The sequence below is a fragment of the Acidovorax sp. genome (assembly GCF_027492855.1).
Lineage (GTDB): Bacteria > Pseudomonadota > Gammaproteobacteria > Burkholderiales > Burkholderiaceae_C > Acidovorax.
This window is the reverse complement of the sequence record NZ_JAPUDY010000031.1, coordinates 12,973-34,815: the sequence shown is the minus strand read 5'-3', so window position 1 is coordinate 34,815 and position 21,843 is coordinate 12,973. Positions and strand designations below refer to the sequence as shown.

The 21,843-nt window shown below is 65.5% G+C and carries 20 protein-coding genes and 1 tRNA gene; 9 read left to right on the top strand and 12 right to left on the bottom strand.

Annotation, left to right across the window (positions count from 1 at the left end; translation table 11 throughout):
- Position 1: 1 nt before the first annotated feature.
- The 3 genes from Q0105_RS05920 to Q0105_RS05910 are packed head-to-tail and all read left to right on the top strand — an operon-like array spanning position 2 to position 3,673.
- On the top strand, positions 2 to 1,447 hold the full coding sequence (locus Q0105_RS05920; RefSeq protein WP_298209744.1) for a di-heme oxidoredictase family protein: 1,446 nt from the start codon (positions 2 to 4) through the stop codon (positions 1,445 to 1,447).
- The gene (locus tag Q0105_RS05915; RefSeq protein WP_298209742.1) at positions 1,444 to 2,550 is read left to right on the top strand and encodes an imelysin family protein; all 1,107 of its coding nucleotides are present in this window, start codon (positions 1,444 to 1,446) and stop codon (positions 2,548 to 2,550) included. The genes Q0105_RS05920 and Q0105_RS05915 overlap by 4 nt, the downstream gene beginning before the upstream one ends.
- Complete coding sequence (locus Q0105_RS05910) at positions 2,543 to 3,673, top strand: DUF1513 domain-containing protein (protein WP_298209740.1); 1,131 nt, start codon at positions 2,543 to 2,545, stop codon at positions 3,671 to 3,673. Before Q0105_RS05915 ends, Q0105_RS05910 begins: the two co-directional genes overlap by 8 nt.
- Before the next feature lie 110 nt (positions 3,674 to 3,783).
- Here the strand turns inward: Q0105_RS05910 and Q0105_RS05905 are convergent, their stop codons facing one another.
- The 9 genes from Q0105_RS05905 to Q0105_RS05865 all read right to left on the bottom strand — a co-directional run bounded on the left by Q0105_RS05905 (position 3,784) and on the right by Q0105_RS05865 (position 12,445).
- Positions 3,784 to 4,023, bottom strand: coding sequence for a zinc ribbon domain-containing protein (locus Q0105_RS05905; RefSeq protein WP_298209738.1), 240 nt, complete (start codon positions 4,021 to 4,023; stop codon positions 3,784 to 3,786).
- A 3-nt stretch (positions 4,024 to 4,026) separates the two neighbouring features.
- On the bottom strand, positions 4,027 to 4,755 hold the full coding sequence (locus tag Q0105_RS05900; RefSeq protein WP_298209736.1) for an OmpA family protein: 729 nt from the start codon (positions 4,753 to 4,755) through the stop codon (positions 4,027 to 4,029).
- Positions 4,755 to 5,330, bottom strand: coding sequence for a hypothetical protein (locus Q0105_RS05895; protein WP_298209734.1), 576 nt, complete (start codon positions 5,328 to 5,330; stop codon positions 4,755 to 4,757). The genes Q0105_RS05900 and Q0105_RS05895 overlap by 1 nt, the downstream gene beginning before the upstream one ends.
- A gap of 81 nt (positions 5,331 to 5,411) precedes the next feature.
- Entirely contained in the window at positions 5,412 to 5,846 is a 435-nt protein-coding gene (locus tag Q0105_RS05890) for a hypothetical protein (RefSeq protein WP_298209732.1), read from the bottom strand.
- Between the two features lie 17 nt (positions 5,847 to 5,863).
- Positions 5,864 to 6,664 (bottom strand): sel1 repeat family protein, encoded by an 801-nt coding sequence (locus Q0105_RS05885; RefSeq protein WP_298209729.1) that lies wholly within the window; start codon positions 6,662 to 6,664, stop codon positions 5,864 to 5,866.
- Entirely contained in the window at positions 6,661 to 7,833 is a 1,173-nt protein-coding gene (locus tag Q0105_RS05880; protein WP_298209727.1) for a hypothetical protein, read from the bottom strand. Before Q0105_RS05880 ends, Q0105_RS05885 begins: the two co-directional genes overlap by 4 nt.
- Positions 7,834 to 7,913: 80 nt before the next feature.
- The gene (locus Q0105_RS05875; RefSeq protein WP_298209725.1) at positions 7,914 to 8,363 is read right to left on the bottom strand and encodes a hypothetical protein; all 450 of its coding nucleotides are present in this window, start codon (positions 8,361 to 8,363) and stop codon (positions 7,914 to 7,916) included.
- A gap of 72 nt (positions 8,364 to 8,435) precedes the next feature.
- Positions 8,436 to 12,014, bottom strand: a complete 3,579-nt coding sequence (locus Q0105_RS05870) for a hypothetical protein (protein WP_298209723.1) — start codon at positions 12,012 to 12,014, stop codon at positions 8,436 to 8,438.
- Between the two features lie 71 nt (positions 12,015 to 12,085).
- Positions 12,086 to 12,445, bottom strand: a complete 360-nt coding sequence (locus Q0105_RS05865; RefSeq protein ID WP_298209721.1) for a hypothetical protein — start codon at positions 12,443 to 12,445, stop codon at positions 12,086 to 12,088.
- Between the two features lie 377 nt (positions 12,446 to 12,822).
- Here Q0105_RS05865 and Q0105_RS05860 point away from each other — a divergent pair, with 377 nt between their 5' ends.
- A complete protein-coding gene (locus Q0105_RS05860) occupies positions 12,823 to 13,437 on the top strand; it encodes a hypothetical protein (protein WP_298209719.1) in 615 nt (204 codons plus the stop codon).
- A 7-nt stretch (positions 13,438 to 13,444) separates the two neighbouring features.
- Here the strand turns inward: Q0105_RS05860 and Q0105_RS05855 are convergent, their stop codons facing one another.
- Both Q0105_RS05855 and Q0105_RS05850 read right to left on the bottom strand, forming a co-directional pair.
- Positions 13,445 to 13,993 (bottom strand): AAA family ATPase, encoded by a 549-nt coding sequence (locus tag Q0105_RS05855; RefSeq protein ID WP_298209717.1) that lies wholly within the window; start codon positions 13,991 to 13,993, stop codon positions 13,445 to 13,447.
- Entirely contained in the window at positions 13,990 to 16,452 is a 2,463-nt protein-coding gene (locus Q0105_RS05850; protein WP_298209715.1) for a UvrD-helicase domain-containing protein, read from the bottom strand. Before Q0105_RS05850 ends, Q0105_RS05855 begins: the two co-directional genes overlap by 4 nt.
- 41 nt (positions 16,453 to 16,493) lie before the next feature.
- Between Q0105_RS05850 and Q0105_RS05845 the strand changes: the two genes are divergently transcribed.
- Together Q0105_RS05845 and Q0105_RS05840 are read left to right on the top strand one after the other, a co-directional pair.
- A complete protein-coding gene (locus Q0105_RS05845; RefSeq protein WP_298209713.1) occupies positions 16,494 to 17,213 on the top strand; it encodes a hypothetical protein in 720 nt (239 codons plus the stop codon).
- 208 nt (positions 17,214 to 17,421) lie between these two features.
- A complete protein-coding gene (locus Q0105_RS05840) occupies positions 17,422 to 18,399 on the top strand; it encodes a GMP reductase (protein WP_298209711.1) in 978 nt (325 codons plus the stop codon).
- A gap of 28 nt (positions 18,400 to 18,427) precedes the next feature.
- Here the strand turns inward: Q0105_RS05840 and Q0105_RS05835 are convergent, their stop codons facing one another.
- Entirely contained in the window at positions 18,428 to 19,309 is an 882-nt protein-coding gene (locus tag Q0105_RS05835; RefSeq protein WP_298209709.1) for an alpha/beta hydrolase, read from the bottom strand.
- Positions 19,310 to 19,462: 153 nt separating this feature from the next.
- On the opposite strand from Q0105_RS05835, the gene Q0105_RS05830 reads away from it, so the two are divergent.
- The 3 genes from Q0105_RS05830 (at position 19,463) to bcsZ (ending at position 21,803) form a co-directional block, all read left to right on the top strand.
- A complete protein-coding gene (locus Q0105_RS05830) occupies positions 19,463 to 20,347 on the top strand; it encodes an NAD(P)-dependent oxidoreductase (protein WP_298209707.1) in 885 nt (294 codons plus the stop codon).
- An 89-nt stretch (positions 20,348 to 20,436) separates the two neighbouring features.
- Positions 20,437 to 20,512, top strand: a tRNA-Lys gene (locus Q0105_RS05825).
- Positions 20,513 to 20,642: 130 nt separating this feature from the next.
- On the top strand, positions 20,643 to 21,803 hold the full coding sequence (gene bcsZ, locus Q0105_RS05820) for a cellulose synthase complex periplasmic endoglucanase BcsZ (RefSeq protein ID WP_298209705.1): 1,161 nt from the start codon (positions 20,643 to 20,645) through the stop codon (positions 21,801 to 21,803).
- Positions 21,804 to 21,843 lie beyond the last annotated feature (40 nt).

Sequence of the window (21,843 nt, the reverse complement as noted above, 5' to 3'; positions counted from 1 at the left end):
GATGAAGCATCCCCTGTGCCTGGCAGCGGCCAGCATCGGCATCATCGCCCTCGCCGCCCTTGGGGCTGGCGCGTTGACAGCCGCCCCCCAACCCGACCCGCTGGGCGAAAAAACCGGCGGCGAGACCACCGTATTCGCCACCGGGCGCAATGCCTTCTCGTTCCCTGCCGCCAACCTCACTGACGAGGAGCGCACGCGTTTTGTCATCGGCAACTCGTTCTTTCGCCGCAATTGGGTGGAGGCGCCTGCGTCCACCACGGCACGCGATGGCCTGGGCCCGCACTTCATCGCGCGCTCCTGCGGCGGCTGCCATGTGCAGGATGGGCGCGGCGAGCCGCCAGCCATCTTCAACCGCCTGGGTGAGACAAAAGACCCAACAGTGGCGCTGCTGATCCGCCTGTCCATCCCCGGCACCGATACGCACGGCGGGCCCAAGCACGATCCGGTGTACGGCGACCAGTTCAACAACGCAGCCATCCAGGGCGTAAAGCCCGAAGGCCGCGTGACCTTGCGCTACGACACCATCAAAGGCAAATTCGCGGACGGCACGCCCTACACGCTGCAAAAGCCCCAGTACGGTTTTGCCGACCTGGGCTACGGCCCTATGCACACCGGCGTGATGAGCAGCCCGCGCATTGCACCGCAGATCATCGGCGTGGGCCTGCTCGAAGCCATTGCCGAAGCCGACATCCTGGCCAACGCGACAGACCAAGCCGCCGCGCCCGGCCCCATCAAGGGCGTGCCCAACAAGGTGTGGGACGCCCCTGCGGGCCGCATGATGGTTGGGCGCTTCGGCTGGAAGGCCAACGTGGCCACCATCGCGCACCAGACGGGCGGCGCCTTCCTGGGCGACATGGGCATCACCTCGCGCCACTTTGCGCAGGAGGCCTGCACGCCCGCGCAGAAGGACTGCCTGGCCGCCCCCAGCGGCCAAAGCGGCAAGGAGGGGGTCGAGATCGACGACAAAACCCTGGCCGACGTGATCTTCTACCAAGCCACCCTCGCACCGCCCGCGCGCCGCAACATCAACGATGCGCAGGTGCTGCGCGGCCAGGCGCTGTTTGCGCAAGCACAGTGCGCCACTTGCCACCGCCCGAGCTACGTCACCCAGGAAGGCCCCTTCCCCCAACTGACGAGCAAGGCGCTGAACGGCCAGCGCATCGCGCCCTACACCGACCTGCTGCTGCACGACATGGGCGAGCGCCTTGCCGATGGCCGACCCGACTTCGGCGCCAACGGTCGGCAGTGGAAAACGCCCGCGCTGTGGGGCACGGGCCTCATCAAGGACGTGAACGGCCACACCCGCCTGCTGCACGATGGCCGCGCGCGCGGTGTGCTTGAAGCCGTCTTGTGGCACGGCGGCGAGGCCGAAGAGGCCAAGGACCAGGTGCTGAAGATGAAGAAGGCCGACCGGGATGCGCTCGTGAAATTCGTGGAGTCGCTATGAAGACAGCCCAACACACGCTCCGCACTGCCTTGTGGCTGGCGGCGGCCCTGCTGCCCGTGGCGGCGCAGGCGCAGATAGCGCCCACGGCACCGGCCTGGCAGCGCAATGCCGTGCCGTTCTACGACACGGTGCACGCCCTGCAAGGCATCTACGGCCACTGGGCTCTGCCGCGCGCGCAGGACTTTGACCGCAACGCGCTCGCCCTGGCACCCGCCGTGGCAGGGCTGTGCCAGGCATCTGCGCCAGGCAACAAGGCCGCGCTAGCATCCGCTCGCACCGCCTGGCGCGCCACGGCCCATGCGTGGGAGCAACTGGCCGCCGTGTCCGTGGGCCCCGTCATCCAACGCCGCAGCCAGCGCGCCATCGACTTCACGCCCACCCGCCCGGCCTTGATCGAAAAGGCCATCGCCACCCAGCCCCAGGGCGCCAAGGCCTTCGAGCGCATCGGCACGCCTGCCAAGGGCCTGCCTGCGCTGGAATGGCTGCTGTGGACGCGCCCCGCCCAGCCGGGCAGCCCCGCCTGCAGCTACGCGCACGAGGTGGCGCAGGACCTGGCCCGCGAATCCTCGGCGCTCCTCAAGGCCTTCACCGAAGCCGCAGGCACCGACTGGGGTGCCGAGGACGAACAGGAAGACTCCACCCAGGCCATCGGTGAGTTCGTGAACCAGTGGGTGGGCGGCATGGAGCGCCTGCGCTGGGCGCAGATGGAAAAACCGTTGCGCGCCGCCCAGGGCCGCCGCGCACCCGACTACCCCCGCACCGCCAGCGGCACCACACTGGCCGCCTGGGCCGCCACCTGGAGCGGCCTGCGCAGCGTGACCAGCTTGCCCGCCAGCGCGGCCATGCCCGCGCCCGGCGCAGCCCTGGTGCCGCTGGAGATGGTCCTGCGCGGCAAGGGCCTGAACCCGCTGGCCGACAAGCTGCACCAAGCCACTGGCAAGGTAGATGCCGCCATGGCACAGGTGCAGAAATCCGGCCTGCAGAACCAGGCTGCCATCCAACAAGCAGCGCGCGACCTGGCGGCACTGAAATTCCTGGCCGAATCCGAAGTGGCGCCCGCGCTACAGGTGAGCATTGGGTTCTCGGATGCCGATGGTGACTGACCTGCACCGCCGCCAGACCTTAGCCGCGCTGGCTGGACTGGGTGCGTGGGTGCTCGCCCCGGGCGCGGCCTTTGCCAAAGCCAGCGGCAGCGTGCACCTGGCCGCCGCGTGGGAGCACCAGGGCAGTTTTCACATCGGCCTGCTGTCCACGCGGGAAGGTGCCGGGCAGGCATTGCAGGTCCATGCCTCCATCGAAGTGCCCACCCGCGCCCACGGCCTGTGCGTGCTGCCCGACGGCTCCGTGCTGGCCACGGCGCGCCGCCCCGGCGACTGGCTGGTGCGCTGGCAGCCGGGCCAGGGCGCAGAGCCACAATGGCTGTGGCAGGCGGGCGACCGCAGCTTCAACGGCCATGTGCTGGCCAGCGCCGACGGCCAGCGCCTGTACACCACCGAAACCGATGCCGAAACCGGCGCGAGCTGGATCGCCGTGCGCGATGCACGCACCCTGGAGAAAACCACCGAGTGGCCCACCCACGGCCTCGACGCCCATGAGCTGATCTGGGACGCGCGCGGTGGCAGCGATAACGCGCCCACCCTGATCGTCGCCAACGGCGGCGTGCCCACCGCGCCCGAGACCGGACGCGTCAAGCGCGACCTCGGCCGCATGGACTCATCGCTCGTGCGGCTCGATACCCGCACCGGCCGCCTGCTCGGCCAATGGCGCCTGCAAGACCAACGCCTGAGCCTGCGCCACCTCGCCTGGAGCCCCGATGGCGCCACGCTGGGCATCGCGCTGCAGGCCGAGCATGACGACGCCACCGCCAAGAACGCGGCCCCCGTGCTGGCGTTGTTCGACGGCCAAGCCCTGCGCGTAGTGCCCACACCAGAGCGCATCGCGCAAAACCTGCACGGCTACGGCGGCAGCATCGCCGCCACACACGCAGGCTGGGCCGTGAGTTGCCCACGCGCCCACGGTATCGCCACGTTCTCACTGCAAGGCAAATGGCAGGGCCTGGTGCCCCTGCCCGAGGTCTGCCCCCTGGCCGTGCGCGACGGCGCGCTGTGGGCGGGCGGCCTGGGTGCCAGCCTACAAAACGCACAGGCCGCCACGCCCGTGAATCACCCGTACGGCCACGGCCTGCGCGGCGCGCGGCTGGACAACCACTGGGTGATCACGGGGTAGGGGTTGATGGATTTCAATGAAAATCGACCCTAGCGCTTGATGAATAAGCGCGAATAGCTATTAAAATAATAGCATTTGTTTCGCCATTGGCACACTCATTGCGCGCAGCATCATCGCCCGGTGAACATGAAATACGCCAGCACGCACACTGCCAAAGCCACGATGAGCCTGGCGATCCACGGGGTAACAAGCCACGCGCCCAGCGCCGTGGCGACACGTACCCAAACCTGCGGCGACTGCAGCGCGTTGAGGGGCGGGGCCTTGGCCTGCAACGGGTAGCCGCAGGCCGGGCAAGCAGGCGCCTGCGACGACACCTCGCGCCCGCATTCAGGACAACGCATGAGCGCCATGGCCTATCCGCCTTCCTTGCGGGTGGGTACGCCGATGAGGATCTGGACGCGCCGGTTCAACTGCCGCCCCTGCGGATCGTCCCGGCCATCCGGCGTGGTGTTGGGCGCCACAGGCTGGCGCTTGCCCAACCCCTCAACGCGGGCCTGCCGGCCAGTCTGGCGCTGCAGCGCGTGTGCCACGGCTTGCGCCCGCCGCAGCGACAGCGCGTCGTTGTAGGCGTCGGTGCCCTTGCCGTCGGTATGGCCCAGCACCGCCAATGGCGCTGTGGCATAGCTCTTGACCAACTCCGCCGCCTTGTCGAGCGAAGCCGCCGCGTCGGTGCGCAGATCGGACTTGTCGAAATCGAAGAGCACATCCGCCGGCAGGTCGATGGAAATGGCCTGCTCGGGGGTGGGCCGGGCCTTGAGTTCCACCAGCAGGGCGCGCGTCTGCGCGAGGCGTTCCTTGGGCACCTCAGCCTCGCGCAAGATAGTTTGTGGCCCTGCGCTGCGCTGCAACGTGGTGTTCTGCGAGCGGCTCACCAGCCCGCCACCCACCTCTTGCGCGCGCAAGGTGGTTGACGGGGCGCCCGGCGTTGGCTCCAGCCGGTTCGGCGTGGCGCCCAGCGCCCGGCCACTGCGCACAACCTCCAGCGCATGCACTGGCCCGTGCACTGCCGCCACGGCCAACAGCACACAGGCCAACGCAACGGCCCGTGCCCTCCAGGCAGCCGCCTCAGGCTGGCAAAGCATCAGCCGCCCTGCAGCGGCAGGTCCATGACCAGCCCCGGCGCCACGATGTTGTCACCCTGGTTGCCGTCGTTGAACACCAACTTGAGCTTGCGCGCCGACGCCGCCACGGCCCCCATGAACACCAGTTGGCCGTCCAGCGTTTCGCCTTCGCGGATGGTGATGTCACGGTTGTTGTCAGGCCGCTTGATGTGCAGGCGGGCGCCGCTTTCGTCCTGCAGGTACGTGTCTGCCAGGGCCAGCATGGTGGTGTCGGTGATGCGGTTGGCGAAGGAAATGCTCACATCCAGCACCGTCGCATCCGCGCCGATCTCCACCGCCTTGACACGCACCGTGACACCTGCGGGCGCCACGCCCTGGAGAGATAGCGGAACCTTTTTGGGCGCCGCCTGGGGCACGGGGGCCGGTGAGGCAGGTTGCACAGGTGCTGGTGCGGGGCTGGCCGCCGGTGCGGGCGGTGGCGCAGCCGGGGCCTCCGGCGTCCGCTCCTTGCATGCCGCCAGCAAGACAGCGACGGCGGTCCATGCAAGGGCTGCGCTCCGGTAACGCGGCTTCCATGCGCGAGTCGGTGAATTCATGGTGTCTGGTGCTCCTGGTTCAATATTCATGCTGGTTGCTGTGATGCGGATCGTTCGTCGCCTGATGGCCTGGCGCCGCGTTCAGCGGATCCGGATGCTGTTGGTCTGGCCCGCTGTACCCGCAGGCTGCGGGGTCCGCTTGGGGCAATCGCGCGTGTGCACATCGCTGGTGTTGTGCCCCTGCACGATGACCGTGCGGCCCTCCAGGCGGGCGCCCGCGACGTCCACGCTGTTGACGGAAGCCGTGTTGCCGCCATCCGCCGCACACCGGACGCCCGAAACCGTGTTGCCCGTCACCTCAATACGATTGCCCGCCTGAGCACCGCTGGTGGGCCGTGGCGCGGCACTGGGGCGGTGGGCACTTGCTGAAGAACCGGCGCCCACAGGCCCGACAGGCCCCACTGGCCCCACCGTGCCTGTCGTCCCTGCTCCGGCGCTCGCCATCGACAAGGCCATCAGCGCCAAACCGCCATGGCGGGCCGCCACAGAACGAAAAGACCATCTGCCAAGACTCATGCGTTCATACCTTCGCACTACGGTGAAGTCTTGCCTGGCATGCCCGGCAAGGTGCTGCCAGGCAATGCGGCTGGCGCCGAGGGAGGAGCCACAGGATTCGCGCGCGGCATCACCGCCATGCCCGGCAATCCAGGCCCAGGCGCCGCGGCAGAAGGCCGGGCTTGGGCACCTGGGTCACCCCCCTCGCCAGCAGCAGCCTGGCGCTGGATGCGCGCTTCCAGTTCCGCGGCAAAGCGCTCGGCCAGCGCCACCTCTTCCACGGCCATTTCAGCCCCCAGCTCGTTGATCAGCGAAAGCATGTGGGGCGGCGTGCCGACATCGGGCTGCGCAATGCGCTGCAGCAGGCGTGCATAGCCCAGCGCCTTCACGTTGTCTTTGGGAACCCCCTGGCCCTTGCGGTTCATCTCCGTCAAGCGCTGCATCGCACGCGGGTCGCCACGCACGGCGGCCAGCAAATACCAGCGGTAGGCCTGCCCCATGTCTCCCAGGCCGGAGCGCGGGTTCTCGTAGGCGTCGCCCACGAAGGAAAACAGTTGCGGGTTCTGCGTGCTCAGCGCCTCACGCTTCAGGCGCTCCAGCTCGTTGCGGTAGATGGGCCCCTGGCACCCCAGGTCAGCCACGCCTCGCTCCAGCGACTGATTGCAGGACTCGATGAACCGCGCGCCCGCCGTGGCTGCGGGGGCCGCTGCCTGCGCGGCGGCGGCCGGGGGCGGTGAAGCGGGCGGCGGCGGCAGCTGCGCAACGGCCAGGCATTGCAGCCCCGCACAGGCCACACCGAAGCTCCAGCGCACAAGCGTCCGGGTGCCACGCTTCATCATGCGCCGGCCTTTTCACCCGCCGCGCTGGCGGCGGGTGCCTGGCTACCCCCCTTGGGCACTGGGGCCTGGGCGGGTGCCTGCGCAACATCCCACACCATGGGCACACCAAAGAACAGGGGCTCAAAGCCCTGCCAGGTCATCACGTCCACGGAGCCCAGGGCCGCATACCGCTGGGCATACACCTTCTCCAGCGCCTGCTGCGTCTCGGCGTCGTATTTCTGGGTGACTTGGACGCTCTCGCCATATTTGCGCAGCGTCACCTGGATCAGCCCCAACTTGAGCTCGGGCGTCAGCCCGTTGTACGCGGCGCGCATGTTCTCCACCACCACGGGGTCGGGCTTGCCATTGGGAATGCAACGCCAGTACGGCGTGTTGGTGGCCTTGCCAATCAGCTCCAGCACACTCAGATCCACCAGGGTACGGATGGCCGAATGGCGCCCTTGCAAGTATTTGCCCTCCAGCTTGAAGCCAAAGGCATCGCCATAAAAGCCCAGGCTGGCGTTGTCCTCCGAGCTGAAGTTGAGCACCTTCACCACGTTGGACGCCTGGATCTGCGGCACCATTTGCTGGGTAGAGAAGCTCACCAGATTCAAATCCAGCGCCAGTGCGGAATAGATGGCCGTGCGCTTGATGTCGCCGCCCAACGTGACCTTGCCGTCCCCCTTGCCGAACTCGATGCCCGCAGAGTTCACGCGCCCTGCGCCCGCAATGGCGCGGTCGAACTCCGTGAGCGCGCCCGTGATCAAGAAGTCGGGCATGGTCACGCCAAATTTGGCGCCCAATTGCGCCTGCGACACGAGGTAGTCCGGGTGGTAGGGCACATAGACCACGCGCGCGCCGATCCGATTGACGGCAGTGCGCACCATTTCCGTGATGTCACCAGGAATCTCGGCACCCGCGAGCGGACTGGAAAGGTTGGTCGCATCCAGGATGCTGCGCGTCTGCATGTAGATGACAGGATCACCCGCTTTATAAATGTCCAGCATGCGTCCAAAGCGACCCAGCGCAAGGGCATAGGGGCTCAGATTGGTCACGGGCAACAGCTTGTCGGCCTCGCGCTCCTGCAGCAACGCGTTGGCGTCCTTGAGCGCGTTTTCCGTGGTTGCGCAGCCAGCCAGAGTGGCCACCGCAAGAGCCAGCGCTCCCCATCGCAGTTTTCTCTTCATCATGGTTCTTTGTTGTCGTGGTGGTATCAAAAAGCCCCGCTCTCTCGGGGCTGCAAAAGCAACGCAGATGGGTACGCAGCCGTTCAACGGCCTGTGTTGAGGACCGTGATGTTTTCCACACCCTTGCCCTCCACATACAGCGTCACATTGCCGTTCACGTTGCCCTGGATCACTGGGCTGGCGATGCGCAAGCCGCCGCTTGCTCCGCGTTGCACGTCGGTGTAGTTGGAGCGGATCACGATGTTCTTTTGCCCGTCGGGAAGCTTCAGCGTGCCGTCCGGCTGCACCAGCGCACTCTGATCCACGAGCGTGTTCTGCGCGATGGCCCGGTTCACCCGTGCCTTGGCGCTCACCGACGGATAAACACCATCATTGAGTCGCACACCGCTCTGTGCCAAGTCCTTGTAGGCACCGAGTTGCTCGCCGTAGTTCACCATCTGGGCCTGCGCGCCAGCGCCCAGCAGCGCCAGGGCACCAGCCACCAACCAAGCGCCAAAGGTGCGCTGTACACACGCTGGGGAAGTTTTTTCCATATTTTTCATCGCCACTCCTGCATCTACTGAAATCAAAAAAGCGCTGCTGCGCATGCGGCCGCTGAACCGGCCCTACATGCTCAAGAAAGTCACGGCCGGCAGCACCGTGACCGACTGATTCACCACGCCCGTGGAAGGGGTGGTGTAGGTGTAGCCAGGGTTCGCAGCAAACGGGGTGTTGCCCGCCACGCCCGCAGCACCGGTAATGGCGCCGCCCACGTTGCGCACGCTTGCGGCCGTCATGCCCGCCGCCGCAGCCGACATGTTCCCAACGATGGCCACCGCGCCCGTGATCACCCCCTGGTTGATGACCGAGTTGGACACCCCTCCCATCGCGGCGTTGCCCTGGTTGCCCGCGATCACGACGGTGCCCGCCATCACGCCGTGGTTCACAAGCGAGTTGGCCGTGCCGCCCATCGTGGCCCCGCCCCGGTTGCCCACAATCAGCACCCGGCCCGAGAGCTGGCCCCGGTTGTCCACGCTGTTGACGGTGCCGCCGCCCGTGGCATTGCCCTGGTTGCCCATCACCGCCACTTGCGCACCAGCGATGCTGCCGCTGTTGTGTATTCCATTGACGAGTCCACCGCCGCTGGCCCGGCCCGTGTTCCCTGCGATCAGGATCTGGCTGCCTTTGATGGAACCCGAACCCGTGACGCTGTTCACCTTGCTGCCGACGCCCTGCGCACTGGCCTGGTTACCCAGGATGGTGATGCTGGAGGCAGCGATGCTTCCCCCGGCGTGCACGCTGTTGGCCAGCCCGCCGTTGGCCGAGCCCGCGTTGCCGATGATGGTGATCTGGCTGCCCGCGATGCGGCTGCCACCCACCACACTATTGATCGCCCCGCCATCGCGCGCAGAGCCCTGATTGCCGAGAATGGTGATGCTGCCACCCTGCAGGGTGCTCGCAATGTCCACACTGTTGGCCACCCCCTGCTGCGCCGATCCCTGGTTGGCCGCCACGGTGACGGACGAGCCAGCAATCCGCCCCCGCCCTTGGGCGCGCACGCTGTTCGCCAGCCCGTCGCGGCCTGCGGCGCGTGCGCTGCCCTGGTTAGCCACCACCTGTACCGCGCTGCCCTGCAGCGTTCCGTCGGCCTGCACACTGTTGGCCAGCGCAGTGTTGCCCTGATCCGCCTGGACAGACACCGCGGTATTGGCTGCCAGCAGCGCCTGGACACCGTCCACGCGCCCACCAGCGCCTTGTGAAAAACTGTTCGCCGCTGCCAGACCCTCGGTGGCATGCACACGGCCTGCCATGTTGCCCATCAACTGCAGGCTGGCTGCACGCATGCTGCCCAGCACCTGCACAGCATTGGCGTTGGCCTGGCCCACACCCTTGCCGAAAGCCGCAAAACCACCCACGGTGCCCTCGCGGCCCTCACTGCGCACATCGGTTGCCGTGTTGGCCGCGAGTGTCAGCGTGCTCGCCGCCACCTGGCCCTGGGCATTGATAGACAACGCATTGGCATTGATGCGGCCGCCCTCGGCATTCAGTTGCCGGGCCTGGTTGCCCACCACCTGCAAAGTGCTCCGCGACAGCGTCGTGGCGCCAGACCCATCCATGTAAAGCCCGTTGGCCATCAACACTCCGTTGGACTTGGCCCCCACGCCCAGCGCCTGTGCACCACTGCCCGCCGCGCGGATGCTCTCACCCGTGTTGCCCGCGATGACCACCGGGCTGCCCTGCACCCGTGCGCCGCGATAGGCCGCCAACGCATTGACCAAGGCGGTCCCTCCGGGGGCATGCACACCACGCGCAGTATTTGCGGCGATGAGCCAGGGCGACGACGCATCCACCGACACCCCGTCATGCAGAACCAGGGCATTGGCGGCGGCCCGGGCTCGGCTTTCACGCCCTGCCAGCCCGCCCGCGCCCGACACCGAATCCGCAGCCGTGCTCATGTCCGTGGCGGTATTGCCAACCACGGCACCCGCTGCTGACAGCCGCGAGGAAGCGCCCGCGCCGTTTTCCAGCGCAACGCTGTTGGCCAGCAGCGCACCACCCCGTGCATTCAATCGCGACGCGGAGTTGCCAACCATGGTCAGCGTCCGTGCATCGAGCTGCGAACCCGTGACCGCCAGCGTGTTCGCCAGCGCCGCCGACTGCTGGCTGGCCGAGAACAGAAGCCCGCCACCCGCTTGCGCCGCATAGCCGGTGGACTGCACCCCTTCAGCGCGGTTTCCCACCATGGTGAGGGCGGTGCCCTGCACACGCCCTTCGCTCACCGCAACCGTGTTGGCAGCCGCCATGCCACCCGATCCCGTCACGGACCGCCCCTGGTTGCCGCTGAGGGTGATGGCCGAACGTTCCAGCGTGGACTGGTGGTCCGCCACCACCGTATTGGCCAGTGCCCGGCCGTTGCGCTCCAAGGCGCCCACCAGGCCACCACCCACGGAGCCCGAGCCGCCGGCCGTGCGCACCTTGTCGGCCAGGTTGCCCGCCACCAGCACGTTGCCGCCACGGACCGTCGCGCTGTCCAGCCAGAGGCTGTTGGCCGCTGCACCGCCCCCGGTGGCAACCACGTCGCGGGCCTGGTTGCCGCTGAGGCTGTGCACGGGCGCTTCAGCCAGTTCACCCCGCGTCACGGAAATGGTGTTCGCAAGAGCCGCTGCAGACACCCGCACGTCGGCCAGCACTCCGCTGAGGATGGAGCCCTCGCCACCCCAGGCTTGCACGTTGCGCGCAGTGTTGCCTGACACGCCAGCCCGGTAGCCTGCCGAGCCCGCCAGTTTGTGCTCAGAAAAGCTGATGCTGTTAGCCAGGGCGCTGCCGCCTGTCGCAACCACCTGGGCCGCGTCATTGCCTGCCAGCACCAACTGCGCGCCTTTCAGCTCGCTCGACGCCAGGGAAACCGCGTTGGCTGCAGCCACCCCCGTGAGATCCACCTGGGCGATGGTGCCCCGCCCCACGCCAGCGCTACCGCCGCCCGCACGGACATCCTCCGCACGGTTTGCGGTGTGTTGGACGCGGGTGTCCACCAAGGCCGAGCGGGCCGCAGTGAAAGCGTTGGCGAGCGCCGACCCACCGATGGATGTGACACGCCGGGCGTCGTTGCCAGCCAGCGCCATCTCGGAATTTCGCACTTCGGTCGCATCCATCAACACGCTGTTGGCCGTGGCACGGCCAGGCATCTGCAGCGACCCAGTGCCCAGCAGCACCTCGGATTGGGCGCCAAACGCAGCCACATCGGCCGCGCGGTTACCCTGCACCAATGCGCGGCTCGCGGTGAATGGCTTCGTGCCCGTGGCGCTGGCCACCAGCACCATGTTGGCCGTAGCGGCACCGCCCAGGGCCTGCACAAAACCCGTCACCTGGTTGCCCAGCACCTGCATCTGCGATTGGCGCACGTCCATCGCCGCCACGCCAACGCCGGTGGCCTGCGCGGTACCGGCCAGATCGACACGCATCCCGGCATTGGCAAGGGCTGAGCCCTTGCCGCCGGTGGACACCACCGGGCCAGTGGACCGGTTTCCGAGCACCTGGATCTGGCTGCTCGCATCCATCTGCGTGCCCGCGCTGTTCTTGTGCCACCCCACACCCGCCAGCATGGACTCCTGGGCACCCACACGCACCGGCGCCAGGACCACGGAGATTCCGAACAGCCATAGCGCGGCCGCTTCATGCCTTTGCGTCTTGCGCGTTGTGTGCACTCACAGCTCCCGGTTGTGACGATTGGGGGGCAGCGGCCTGAGCCGCCAGGGTGACGAAAAGCGTGCTTTTCTTAGTTGATGTTGATGCTGTTGACGTTGGCCGTGCCGCCGATGGCCTTGATGTCGGTGGCTTCGTTGCCACTCACGGTCAGCTCCGAATTGCGGATCTTGGAGCCCGTAATGTTGATGCTGTTGACGTTGGCCACGCCCTCCATCGACACCTCTGCGACCTTGATGCCCGCCTTGCCGCCACCGGCGATCACATTGGTGGCCTTGTTGCCGGTGACGGTGATCCTGCTGTTGGTCACCTCCGATCCCGACGAGCCCTTGCCTGAGATCAGGCCTGGAATGGCGACGTTGCCGCTTTGGGCAAAAGCTGCGCCGCAAGAGAACACCAGCGTGGCAATGGCGATATTGGCAATTTTGCGCATTTCAATAATCCTTCAGGGGTTAAAAATTAATCAACGAGCAGCCTCTATGGCCTGCGAACGAATTGTTGATGAGCGCACCCGCCCACCCCGTAAAGAAATGTAGACAGCGCCTTCGCAGGATTACTCCCCAGTTATCCACAACACCGCACCCATGGCCAACCACCGCTCTCCCATCAACAAAACATGCCATGTAGAACAAGCGCTTACACCAGGGTTACATGATTTCCACAACCACACCAGCGTCGAAAATGAACAAAACCTCCGTCACATTTAAACATGCACTTACATTTCAAATTATCATGAAACCCCATATAACATTTAGAAATATTTACCTGTGAGAAAACACACAGAATTCATCCCATTTAATTGTCACAAATATGAAATTAATCAACTTGCGTAGCTTTTTGTATATAAGTGCGGCTGGTGCTCTGTTGGGGTGCAGCCCGTCATCCGCCCCCGAGGCCCTGGGCAAAATTCCCTTTCCCACCGACGCGCAGGTTGCATCGGCCCTGGAAGCGCAGTTCGCCAACGACCGCCACAGCGCAGCAGCGCGGGATCTGATCCGTACGCTGGGGGGAGACAAAGGCAAGCTGCGCTACCAGATCCACCAGGTGATCTATCGGCAAGGCAGCTACGAGGCGCGCTACGACGCCGTGCTGGTCATGGGGCAGCCGGGCGTGCAGAGCCTCCAGGCTTTGTACACCAGCATGATTCCCGAGGCCGAGCGCGCCAAGTTGCCGCAGGCCAACCTGGAGGCCTACGAAAGCTGGCTGAGGCAGCAAGCCGATTCCCTCAAGAAGACATCGGAGCCCCAGGCGCAAGCCTTGGTGACCACCCTGGATCTGCTCGGCAAGTGCTACCGCGACAAGGAGGCCGGTGCAGAAATCACGGTCATGGAAGGCCTCGGGGCACTGATCTCCCCCGAGCGCAAAGGCCTGTATGCCGAGAAGCTGGCGCTGCCGGACACCACGGCGCACTGCCTGCCTGCCTGAAAGGCTTTCAAAGAGCCTGCTGCTTCATGTGCAGCGCAGACAGAATGCGCTGCGCCGCCTCGCCCGCACTGCAAAGCGCCGTGTCCACCACCAAGCGTTCTTCTTCACACCAGCGCGCATAGCCGTGCTGTTGCACAGCCTGCCAGGTAGGTGGAACAAGCCCCGGCACATCAGCCACCCGCGTTTCCACACGCCGCCGGTGCTCTGCGGCGTCGGAGCAGGTCAGTTCTACCTCCAGCACGGGCACCCGTGTATCGCGGGCCACAGCGCGCCAGGCTTCGCGCGTCACGGGCAGCGGGTTGACGCAGTCCGCCAGTACCGACAGGCCCTGCGCAAGCTGGGTGCGCGCCAGCGCATACGCCACCATGTAACCCGCCGGGCCAACATCACCCTTAGCCAGCACGGCCGAATCCCGCAGCGCCTGCTCGATGGTGTCGATACGCAGGTACACCGCTGGCCAGCGCGCCAACAACACATGGGCAACCGTGCTTTTGCCCACGCCGGGCAGCCCACCCAACACCACCAGGACGGGCGCAGGGGCGGTAGTTGTGCTCAATCGACCACCGTCAACTTAGCCACCGACAGCGCCAGCCACTTGGTGCCGTGGCGCGGGAAGTTGACCTGCGCACGCGCGTCGTCGCCTGTGCCTTCGATGGCCAGCACCTTGCCTTCGCCGAACTTGGTATGGAACACCGCAACGCCCACCCGCAGGCCGTGGGAGGGCGCCGCCTTCTGCACCGGCACCGGGGGGCTGGCAAAGGTTTCCGACTTAAAGCCAAATGAGGCTCTAGCGCTTGATCCATAAGCGCTACCAGCTCCTGAATTAGGAGCAAATGAGCCAAACCCCTGCTGTTTGGGCGTGATCCACTTGAGCGCGGTCTCGGGCAGCTCGTCAAAAAAGCGGCTCTTGATGTTGTAGCGCGTCTGGCCGTGCAGCATGCGCGTTTGCGAATGGCTCAGGTACAAGCGCTTGCGGGCGCGGGTGATGGCCACGTACATCAGGCGGCGCTCCTCCTCCAGCCCATCGCGCTCGCTGGCGGAGTTTTCGTGGGGGAACAGGCCCTCTTCCATGCCACCGATGAACACGCCGTCAAACTCCAGCCCTTTACTGGCATGCACGGTCATGAGCTGAACGGCGTCTTGCCCGGCCTGGGCCTGGTTGTCGCCTGCCTCCAGCGCAGCGTGTGTCAGGAAGGCGGCCAGGGGCGACAGGGTTTCGCCGGTGTCGATGTCCACGATGCCGGGGATGGCGGGCTTCAGGGGTTCGTCGAGCACTGGTGCGTTGGGGTCCAGCCCCTGGCTGACAGCACTCTGCGTGAGGGGCGTGCCATGCTCGTCCAGCGGCAGGGCCACGGCGTCACGGCCAAAACCTTCTTGCGTGACAAAACTCTCGGCGGCGTTGACCAGCTCCTGCAAGTTCTCGATGCGGTCGGCGCCTTCCTTCTCGGTGCGAAAGTGCTCCACGAGGCCCGTGGATTCGAGCATCTGCTCGATGATGCCGCGCAGGTTCAGACCCTGCGTTTGCTCACGCAGCACATCCACCATGGCGACAAACGCGCCCAGGTTGGCACCGGCCTTGCCGGGCACAGCGCTCACGGCGTCGTGCAGCGAGCAGCCTGCGGCACGGGCGGCGTCCTGCAGCACTTCCAGGCTGCGTGCGCCGATGCCGCGTGGCGGAAAGTTGACCACGCGGGTAAAGCTGGTGTCGTCGTGCGGATTCTCCAAAAGCCGCAGATAGGCCAGCGCATGCTTGATTTCAGCGCGTTCAAAAAACCGCAGACCGCCGTACACACGGTAGGGCACGCTGGCATTGAACAGCGCCGATTCGATCACCCGGCTTTGCGCATTGCTGCGGTAGAGCACGGCGATCTCTTTGCGCTCAAAGCCGTCGTTGCGCACCAGTTGCTTGATCTCGTCGACCATCCACTGCGCCTCGGCCAGGTCGGAGCTGGCCTCGTACACACGCACGGGCTCACCCGCGCCCTGGGTGGTGCGCAGGTTCTTGCCCAAGCGGCGGCTGTTGTGGCTGATGAGGGCGTTGGCCGAGTCGAGGATGTTGCTGTAGCTGCGGTAGTTCTGCTCCAGCTTGATCTGGCGCTGCACGTCGAATTCGCGCACGAAGTCGGTCATATTGCCCACGCGCGCACCGCGAAAGGCGTAGATGCTCTGGTCGTCGTCGCCCACGGCAATCACACTGCAATGCCCAGAACGGGCCTCGTAGCGCCCGCCCACGTCGTTGCCCGCCAGTTGTTTGAGCCAGGCGTACTGCAGCTTGTTGGTGTCCTGGAACTCATCCACCAGGATGTGCGCAAAGCGACGCTGGTAATGCTCGCGGATCGGGTCGTTGTCGCGCAGCAGCTCGTAGCTGCGCAGCATCAACTCGCCAAAGTCCACCACGCCTTCGCGCTGGCATTGTTCTTCGTATAGTTGGTAGATCTCGACCTTGCGGCGCGCATCGCTGTCATTCGTCTGCACGTCGCCGGGGCGCAGGCCTTCTTCCTTGCAGTTGGCGATGAAGTACGCGAGCTGCTTGGGCGGAAAGCGCTCGTCATCGACGTTGTGCTGCTTGCACAGGCGCTTGATGGCCGAGAGCTGGTCTTGTGTGTCGAGAATCTGGAACGACTGCGCCAGCCCCGCCGCCTTGTGGTGCGCGCGCAGCAGGCGATTGCACAGGCCGTGGAAGGTGCCGATCCACATGCCGCGCACGTTCACCGGCAGCATGGCCGACAGGCGCGCCACCATTTCCTTGGCGGCCTTGTTGGTGAACGTGACGGCCAGGATGCCGCCGGGTGTGGCGTAGCCGTTTTGCAGCAGCCAGGCGATGCGGGTGGTGAGCACACGGGTCTTGCCCGAGCCCGCCCCCGCCAGGATGAGCGCATGGCCTGCGGGCAGTGTGACGGCGGCCAGTTGCTCGTCGTTCAAATTAGCCAGAAGGGGCGATGCGGCCGAGGCCGCACCGGAGTGTGGGGGCACCAGGGCTTCTGGCGCACCCGAAAACGGGTCTTGTGGGAACATGCGGCCATTGTAGAAAGCCCCCTGCCCCAACCCGCCACCCCATGAAAAACATCGCCCTCACCCTGGCCAGCCTGCTGGCGCTCGTTGTTCACGCGCCGCACGCCGGTGCCCAGGCGAGTTGCAGCAGCGACGGCACCGCCCAGCCCGTGGCCTTGTTCGAACGCTTCATCAGCGCCGACTGCGAGACCTGCTGGGGCGATGCCGCAACGCCAGCCCCCTCGGCCACGGCGGGTGCGGTGGTGCTTGACTGGATCGTGCCGGGCAAAACCGCAGAAGATGCCCCGTTGTCGGCAGCAGCCACCAACGATGCCCTGGTGCGCCTGCGCTCCCTGGGCCGGTCGACCCCCAGCACCACCGACGTGCACATAGCGGCGGTGGACGCGCTATCGCCATCCCGGCTGCGCGTGGCCCTTGGCCTGCCGTTCAACGACTACCTGGGCACCGCCATTGCCTTTGCGCCCTCCCGCCCGGCCCAAAAGCAAAACACGACCCAAGGCCACTGGCGCTTTCATCTTCTGCTGGTAGAAACGGTGCCTGCCGGCACCGACGGAACCAGCGTGCCGCGCCAACTGGTGCGCAATATGCTTGAAAGCGAGTGGCACCCGAAGGACAAGCAAGCTCCTGGCAAGCCGTTTCCGTGGGTAGAAACGCGGTCCATGCGCATCGCTGAAGGCGCCCAGGCCGAACGGCTGTCCCTGGTGGGCTGGGTGCAGGATGCCAGCGGGCGCATCGTGGCAGCGGCCCAATCCATATGCAGGTAATACCGCCTCCGTTATGACGGGGATTTTTCAGGCGGGTAGAATCAATCACCGGGCCCAAGTTTCTTGACGCCCGGTTTTTTGTGCCCGCGCACTGCGGGGTTCGGAGCTGGCCACCACGCCAACGCCCACAAACCAAGCCGGTCCCAAGCCAAGCGCCCACCGCAGCAAAAATCGTTTTGCGGCGTCCTTTGATGGAGCTTGGAATCTCATGGAAATCTTCGACTACGACAACGTTCTTCTGCTGCCCCGCAAATGCCGCGTGGAAAGCCGATCGGAATGCGACGCCAGCGTGGAGCTGGGCAACCGCTCGTTCCGCATCCCCGTGGTACCGGCCAACATGAAAACCGTGGTGGACGAAAAAATCTGCACCTGGATGGCGCAGAACGGCTACTTCTACGTGATGCACCGCTTTGACCTGGACAACGTCCAGTTCGTCAAAGACATGCATGCCAAGGGCTGCTACGCCTCGATCTCTCTGGGTGTAAAACAACCCGACTACGACACCGTGGACCAGTTGGTTGCACAAGGCATCACGCCCGAATACATCACCATCGACATCGCCCACGGCCATGCCGACAGCGTGAAGAACATGATCGGCTACCTGAAAGAGAAGCTGCCCAAGTCCTTCGTGATCGCTGGCAACGTGGCCACGCCCGAGGCCGTGATCGACCTGGAGAACTGGGGCGCCGACGCCACCAAGGTGGGCGTGGGCCCCGGCAAGGTGTGCATCACCAAGCTCAAGACCGGCTTTGGCACGGGCGGCTGGCAGTTGTCGGCGCTCAAGTGGTGCGCTCGCGTGGCCACCAAGCCCATCATTGCCGACGGTGGCATCCGCAGCCATGGCGACATCGCCAAGAGCATCCGTTTTGGCGCCAGCATGGTGATGATCGGCTCGCTGTTTGCGGGCCATGAGGAATCACCCGGCCAGACCGTGGAAGTGGATGGCGTGCTCTACAAAGAGTATTACGGCTCGGCCAGCGACTTCAACAAGGGCGAATACAAACACGTCGAAGGCAAGCGCATCCTGGAGCCTGTCAAGGGCAAGCTTGCCAATACGCTCATCGAGATGGAGCAGGACGTGCAAAGCTCCATCAGCTACGCCGGTGGGAAGAAGCTGATGGACATCCGCAAGGTGAACTACGTGATCCTGGGCGGCGACAACGCGGGCGAGCACCTGCTGATGTAGCCCCCTGGCGCCTGCTGCACGCCAAAGGTCAAGCGCGCAGCAGGTTCAGAGCCATGTGGTGCAGGTCATGCCCCGGCTTGGCCAGCACATCCACGATGCTGAAGTGGTGCAGCCCCGGCAGCTCCTGGCTGCGCGGCACAAAATGGCTGCCCCAGGCCTCCTGCATCAGGTGGTTCTGGCGCACGAATTCTGTGCTCTCATCACCGCCCACGGCGCAGAAAAGCAGACCTTGCTGCGGTGCTGGCAGGCGGGCTGGGCTGACCTCCAGCACCTGTTCGTCGGTCAAATGCAGCACCGACTGGTACATGGGCGTGTACATGATGGGCTCCAGGTCATGCAGCCCCGAGATCGACAAAGCATTGCGCACCAGGCCATCCGGCAGCCCGTTGCCGATGAGCGACCACACGCTGGTCAGCAGCATCGCAGCCAGTTGCCCGCCTGCAGAGTGCCCAGCCACCGTGATGCGCCGGGCGTCTCCACCATGGTCGGCAATGTGGCGGGCCACCCAGGCAAGCGCCCTCTCCACCTGCCGCACGATGCGGGGAATGGTGACCGGCGCATCGGGCGTGCCGGGGCACAGCGCATAGTTCACCACCACCACGCAGAAACCAGCCTGGGTGAATGGGGGCGCGATGAAGGAATGGTCGGACTTGTCAAGCGACCGCCAGTAGCCTCCGTGGATAAATACCAGCACAGGCACAGGAGCCCCCGATGCCCGCGCGGAGGGGAAAACATCCAGGGTTTCGCCTGTACCCTGCCCATAAGCGATGTCGAGCACACAAGGCACATGGGCCCGCACCTGCGCAGAATCCTGTGCCCAGCGCTGCAGGTAATCCATATGGTCGGGCACCAGCGCACGGTTGTTGTACATGCGCTCCAGCCAGGCGGGGTCATGCAGGGGTGAATTCATGGGCGGTACCTCCTTGGCGTAACAGCAAGCCTTGGTCATCATCTTTCCATTCGCGCCATGCTGCAAGCTACGTGACAGGCTGGCGCGCCAAAAAAAGCACATGATGGTGTAAGAGACAGCCTCCACATTCCCTATACAACAAGAGGATCACGCATGACCACAAGACCGCTGCACATCGCCGTTCTCGGCATTGGCATGATGGGGCTGCCCATGGCTCGCCGCCTGAGCGAAGCGGGCCACAAGGTGCATGCCTGGAACCGCACGCGCGCCAAGGCAGAGCCTCTGGCCGCCTATGGCGTCACCGTGGACAACACCCCGGCGGACGCCGTTCGGGAGGCCGATGTTGTGATCAGCCTGCTCGAAAACGGCCCCGTGGTCGGCCAGGTGCTGTTCAACCTGGGTGCCGCCCGCGCCATGCGCAAAGGCAGCCTGTTCATCGACATGGCCTCGATCCAGCCCAGCGAGGCCCGCGACCACGCCGCGCGCCTGGGAGAACTGGGTGTGGCGCACTTGGACGCCCCGGTATCCGGCGGCACCGTGGGCGCCGAGGCTGGCACGCTCGCCATCATGGTCGGCGGGCGGCCCGAGGACTATGCGCGGGCCCAACCCGTGTTCGCGCACCTGGGCCGCGCCACGCATGTCGGCCCCCATGGCGCAGGCCAACTGGCCAAGCTGGCCAACCAGATGATCGTAGGCATCACCATCGGCGCAGTGGCCGAAGCCTTGCTGTTTGCCGCCAAGGGAGGCGCCGACATGGCCAAAGTGCGCGAAGCCATCAGCGGCGGATTTGCCGACAGCCGCATCCTGCAATTGCACGGCCAGCGCATGGTAGAGCGCGACTTCGCCCCACGGGGACGCATGACCGTACAACTCAAGGACATGCGCAACGCCATGGCCACGGCCCAAGAGACCGGCTTCGACGCCCCCATCACCACATTGTTCGAGGCCCTGTACGCACAAGGCGTGGACCACGGCCTGGGCGAGCTGGACCACAGCGGGCTCTTCGTGGAGCTGGCCAGCCGCAATGCGATGCAATAGCAAGAATTTTTATGCGCCACTTGCGGGTGACATAAAAATTAGTGCATAATTCGAGGCTCTGCAGCAATGCAGACAAGTTCAAAAGATTTGGGTTCTTAGCTCAGTTGGTAGAGCAGCGGACTCTTAATCCGTAGGTCGAGTGTTCGAGTCACTCAGGACCCACCAAATCGAAGCCGCAAGGCGCAAAGGCCTGCTACATGATGTGTAGCGGGCTTTTTTGTTTTTAGAATGGCCGCCTTCTCCGTTAGGCTAAGGTCTGCATGCAGCAAGGCCCGGAGCCGACTGGCCGCACACCATGACCCATCAGCCCGTTCACCGCCGCACCGCTTTGCAGACCTGCGCTGGGGCGGCCCTTCTGGCTTGCCTGCCATACGCCCCCGCCCAGCAGGCCGCAGCGAGCACGGCCCGCGCCGTCTGGCCCGCCTGGGACGCCTTCAAGGCACAGTTCATCAATGAAGACGGCCGCGTGATCTCCGACGACGGCGACAACGGACATACCTATTCCGAAGGCCAGGCCTACGCACTGTTCTTTGCGCTCGTCGCCAACGACCGGCCCATGTTCGACAAGCTGCTGCGCTGGACCGAGAACAACCTCTGTGACGGCGACATCACCGCGCGCCTGCCCGCATGGATCTGGGGCCGACGCCCCGACGGCACTTGGGGCGTGACCGACAGCAACCCCGCGTCAGATGCCGACTTGTGGATCGTTTATGCGCTGGGCGAGGCTGGCCGACTCTGGAAAGAGCGCAACTACCGCGCGCTGTCCTCCCTGTTGGCCGCGCGCGTGCTGCGCGAAGAGACCGCCGACATTCCGGGCCTGGGCTCCACGCTGCTGCCCGCGCCCAAGGGTTTTGTGCAGCCCAACGACCGCTGGCGCCTGAACCCCAGCTACACGCCCATGCACTTGATGCACTGGCTCGCCGCCAGCGGGTTCGACCCACAATGGAAGAAGCTGGCCGACAGCTCGCTCAAGGTCATCCGCGGCTCGTCCCCCAAGGGCTTCACGCCCGACTGGACGGTGTACGACGCCAAGCAGGGCTTTCTTGTTGACACCGAGGGCAAGGAAAAAGGCCAGGGCACCTACAACGCTATTCGCGTCTATTTATGGGCCGGCGTGATGCACGCCGATGCCCCTGGGCGCAAGGCTCTGCTCCAGACCCTGGCGCCCATGGCCCGCTATGTGCGCGAGCAGGGGTATCCGCCAGAATCCATCGACATCCTGACAGGGCAAGCACCAACCCCTGCGCCTTCGGGTTTTTCGGCTGCTCTACTGCCGTTTCTTCGCGCCGTGGGCGATGACGCAGCCCTGCACTCGCAACGCATGCGGCTGGAGGCGCGCCCCCTGCGCCCCAAGGCCTACTACGAACAAGTGCTGGCCCTGTTCGGCGTGGGTGGGTTCGAGGGTCAGTACCGCTTCACGACAACGGGCCAGCTCCTGGTTCGGTGGAAGCCGTAACCCCGATCCCGCGCCGCACTCAAAAGCTCTGCTTCCCGCA